The 3,498-nt window shown below is 45.3% G+C and carries 7 protein-coding genes; all 7 read right to left on the reverse strand.

Annotated elements, in window-relative coordinates:
• Positions 1–396, reverse strand: a 396-nt coding sequence (locus H6F92_RS00530) for an IS607 family transposase (protein WP_190356414.1), incomplete at its 3' end; no start/stop codon positions are given.
• Between the two features lie 148 nt (positions 397–544).
• Positions 545–673, reverse strand: coding sequence for a photosystem I reaction center subunit IX (gene psaJ / locus H6F92_RS00535; RefSeq protein WP_002738148.1), 129 nt, complete (start codon positions 671–673; stop codon positions 545–547).
• Positions 674–718: 45 nt separating this feature from the next.
• Complete coding sequence (locus H6F92_RS00540) at positions 719–1,213, reverse strand: photosystem I reaction center subunit III (RefSeq protein WP_002748906.1); 495 nt, start codon at positions 1,211–1,213, stop codon at positions 719–721.
• Positions 1,214–1,345: 132 nt separating this feature from the next.
• The gene (locus tag H6F92_RS00545) at positions 1,346–1,765 is read right to left on the reverse strand and encodes a secondary thiamine-phosphate synthase enzyme YjbQ (RefSeq protein WP_190356415.1); all 420 of its coding nucleotides are present in this window, start codon (positions 1,763–1,765) and stop codon (positions 1,346–1,348) included.
• A gap of 10 nt (positions 1,766–1,775) precedes the next feature.
• Positions 1,776–2,576, reverse strand: a complete 801-nt coding sequence (gene cobA / locus H6F92_RS00550) for a uroporphyrinogen-III C-methyltransferase (protein WP_190356416.1) — start codon at positions 2,574–2,576, stop codon at positions 1,776–1,778.
• 356 nt (positions 2,577–2,932) lie between these two features.
• Complete coding sequence (locus H6F92_RS00555; protein ID WP_190356417.1) at positions 2,933–3,130, reverse strand: hypothetical protein; 198 nt, start codon at positions 3,128–3,130, stop codon at positions 2,933–2,935.
• Positions 3,127–3,498 (reverse strand): PIN domain-containing protein (locus H6F92_RS00560; RefSeq protein WP_190356418.1); only part of this gene is annotated, 372 nt, incomplete at its 5' end. The genes H6F92_RS00555 and H6F92_RS00560, both read right to left, overlap by 4 nt.

Here is a 3,498-nt window from a genome sequence, read left to right on the forward strand (position 1 = left end):
AAATCTAAGTAATCTATCCTTATGAGTTAAGACTAATCTCTCTACTTTACTATCAACAATCAACCGAATTAATCGCTTTAATCCTTTTTTGTTGTAGTTAAGTCCTGAACCTAGGTCGTCTATAATTTCAACTTGCCAACCGTTTTGAGCGCAAAACAGTTCGACAACTTCTTTTTGACGTTCTAAATCCTTCTTTTGGTCATGACTAGAAACACGGCAATAGCCAACAGTATAAGAGAGATTCTCTTTTAAACCAAGCAACTGAGAAATTGTATAACGACGATGCCCATTAGCAGTCCGTTCTGGAATTAGTTTACCTTCAGACTCCCAACGCCTTAACGTCGATACGCTTACACCTTTCAATTTAGCTGCTTCCGCTCTGGTTAACTTACTCATAGAACGATTATAGCATAAGTCATGAGTAATTTTGGATAATATTAGTTAGGTTTTTGGCTTCTGTATTTAACCCCCAATCCCTGGGATCATTGTCATTAAAAAGGGATACAGAGTCCACTGTATCCCCTTTAATCACCTGAGATTGCCTTTAACCTAGCGGGTGGAATAAGAGATCGGGATAAAAGCGATTAAATTCGATTAAAATCCCGGCGGTGAAAGTCAGCAGCGCCATAATTAACACGGGTGCGGACGAGAGAAATTTAGTAAGTCCTTCCATCTGAGTTCTCCTAGGGAATAAAAAGTCAAGGGTTTGACACAAAAATTAACGAGGGGAAACGGTAATTTCCGAATCCTTAACGGTCAATTTACCGGAAGTGGCTTCTTGTAAAGCCGCCAACGGCCAGAGGAACCCCGTTAACATTTTGCTCAAAGCGAGGGGAACATCGATGATGATTTCCTTCATTTCGGCATCTTTGCTGTCGCGCACGGCGATTAAATAGGCCCGACCAACCCAACCGATCCAACCAGTAATGTACAGGAATAGGATGCTAGGGATAAAGAAATCGCCCATGTGGTCCCAACGACCATCAACAATTAGGTGAGGATAGCCTTCAGGTCCACAGAGAGCTTGGGAGTAGGTTTGAGCGCGTTTGGCTCCCGATTCGGGGTCAGGAGTGGTGTTGCGGAAACTCTTCGCTTTTTGTAGGAAAGCGGGATTTTCGCTACAAGGGGTCAGATTGGACAAATCAGCCGACGCTGGAGCGGCAAAGGTGAACCAGAGGGATAGCACCAGGGCCAGAGCGAACAATTTTCGCATAAATTGTTTCCTTTTGTTACGAAATATGAAGTTCTTTGTTCAAAAAGCGAACAATTTGATCGTACACGGAAAAAATCTTACTCCGATGAGGGGTACGAGTAAAGTTTCTATTACAAAACTATACGCAAAGCTTCAGACCCCGGTGATATGAACCACCACTTGTCTTTGGTGACGACTCTGACGATGTTCCCAGAGATAGATACCTTGCCAGATCCCTAAAACTAATTTACCCCTAGCGATCGGGATTTGTTCCGATGTCCGGGTTAGGGCCGAGCGAATGTGAGCGGGCATATCGTCTGGCCCTTCGGTAGAGTGATAGTAGAGACTGCTATCTTCCGGGACTAACTTGGCGAAGAAATTGGCCAAATCGGTGAGAACATCGGGATCGGCATTTTCTTGGATCAGCAAAGAAGCGGAGGTGTGACAGACAAATAGACTGCATAATCCCGTCGTTATGCCCGATTCAGCCACGATCGCTTCTATGGGAGCAGTGAGACGATGGAAATTCTTGGGACTGGTGGTAATCGTCAGGGATTTTTGATATTGACGCATGGCAACCGAATCAGAGAGAAATGGGAGTGGGGGGGATTGTCCTGGAGAGCAAAGGTTGTCCCGCTTGTAAGAGATCGTGAAGGTCCACCACTGCCCCGATAACAGCGATCGCCGGAGCTTCAAAGCCGGTGGCTTCGATCTGGTCCATAATCGTGGTGAAAGTACCGATTAACTGCTGTTGTTGCGGTGTTGTTCCCCAGCGAATCAGGGCGATCGGTGTTTCTGGACTTCTGCCCGCCTTGGTTAACTCGCCGATAATATAGGGTAAATTATGCACACCCATGTAAACGACAATTGTTTCCGCACCATGGGCGATCGCTGACCAGTTAACTTGAGGACGATATTTACCCGCCATCTCGTGGCCGGTGACGAAAGTAACGGAGGAACTATAATTGCGATGGGTGAGGGGAATACCGGCGTAGGCAGGCACAGCAATTCCTGAAGTGATCCCCGGCACGATCTCGACGCTAATTCCGGCCGCGATCAGATCGAGCATTTCTTCACCCCCGCGACCAAAAACAAAGGGATCACCCCCTTTAAGACGAACAACCACGGCATTAGTCTGGGCCTTCTCGATCAGTAAAGCGGTGATTTCCTCCTGTACTAGAGAATGACGACCGCGACGCTTACCCCCATGGATTTGTTCGGCCCTGGGGTTAATCATGGCTAGAATCGAGGGGCTAACTAGGGCATCATAGAGGACAACATCGGCATTTTCTAGGAGAACTTTCGCTTTCAAGGTCAACAAACCGGGATCCCCGGGACCCGCACCGACGAGATAGACCTTACCGCAACTTTCTGATTGATTCATAGATACTGGGGAGAAAATTCTTGCTTCGATCGAATGCGCCTGATCCCTACTTTATTGTGATTGGGGCAAAATTTGGTATTTTTGACTACAGCTACTCGGCGATCATGCGCTTTCTTCATGAAGAATTATGATCTTAACATTACTTAACCTTTAATCTAGCGATCGCTCTGATCCTAAATCTTGTTTAACAGGTATGGGGGAGTGGAAAGTATAGAGAAGGGAGCGGGTTTTTTAAGTGGGATTGGGGCTTAATCATGCTATTAAAAACCGATTCAGTATAACGGCTCAAATCAGCGGCGGCAGCAGACCTCTAACTCAGCACCAATATCTCCTGACCTTCCGCTGAATTTGAATTGTTAGGTGTCTTGCATACGCTTCAAAATCTCATCTAGTGTTAAGTCTTTGAATAGACTTTCGCGTTCTTCTGTATAGTTGCCATACCCAGTTGAAAACTGATTTAGAAAACGCACTGTACTTGCAATGCCAATTTCTTTAGATAGCAGTTGAATTGCTTGCTGCGTAATTTCGCTCAGGGATTTTGTTTGACTGCTCATTGCGATAGCTCCGTAATCAGTTCAAGAGGAGAAACAACTTTGGTCTGCAAAGTATCAACTTCTTTAGCTCGTCTCAAAAATCTATCGTCGCATGTGCAGAAATAATCTGCTTCTGCCTCAACTGAAAAAGCCAAATGCAATGCATCAAGTGGTTTGATACCTGAGTTGACAAATACTTGCGCTCGTTCTTCAATTTGCTTATTTGGTTGGAGAAATAAGTCTGCCTTCGATAACGCTTCTAAAACATACGCTTTCCTTGGAGAAGGCGTAATTTGTTCAGCTTCAAACATTAAGGCTTGTGAAGAAACTAACTCAAATTGCCCAGCTTCCCACAATGCGATGACATTGAGAATAGCCTCAGCTTCAAC

Source organism: Microcystis wesenbergii FACHB-1317 (assembly GCF_014696875.1).
Taxonomy (GTDB): domain Bacteria; phylum Cyanobacteriota; class Cyanobacteriia; order Cyanobacteriales; family Microcystaceae; genus Microcystis; species Microcystis wesenbergii_A.

Excerpts from the sequence above, each read along its gene's own strand:
- psaJ (WP_002738148.1), bottom strand. The coding sequence starts at position 673 with ATGGAAGGACTTACTAAATTTCTCTCGTCCGCACCCGTGTTAATTATG.
- H6F92_RS00540 (WP_002748906.1), bottom strand. The coding sequence starts at position 1,213 with ATGCGAAAATTGTTCGCTCTGGCCCTGGTGCTATCCCTCTGGTTCACC.
- H6F92_RS00545 (WP_190356415.1), bottom strand. The coding sequence starts at position 1,765 with ATGCGTCAATATCAAAAATCCCTGACGATTACCACCAGTCCCAAGAAT.
- cobA (WP_190356416.1), bottom strand. The coding sequence starts at position 2,576 with ATGAATCAATCAGAAAGTTGCGGTAAGGTCTATCTCGTCGGTGCGGGT.
- H6F92_RS00555 (WP_190356417.1), bottom strand. The coding sequence starts at position 3,130 with ATGAGCAGTCAAACAAAATCCCTGAGCGAAATTACGCAGCAAGCAATT.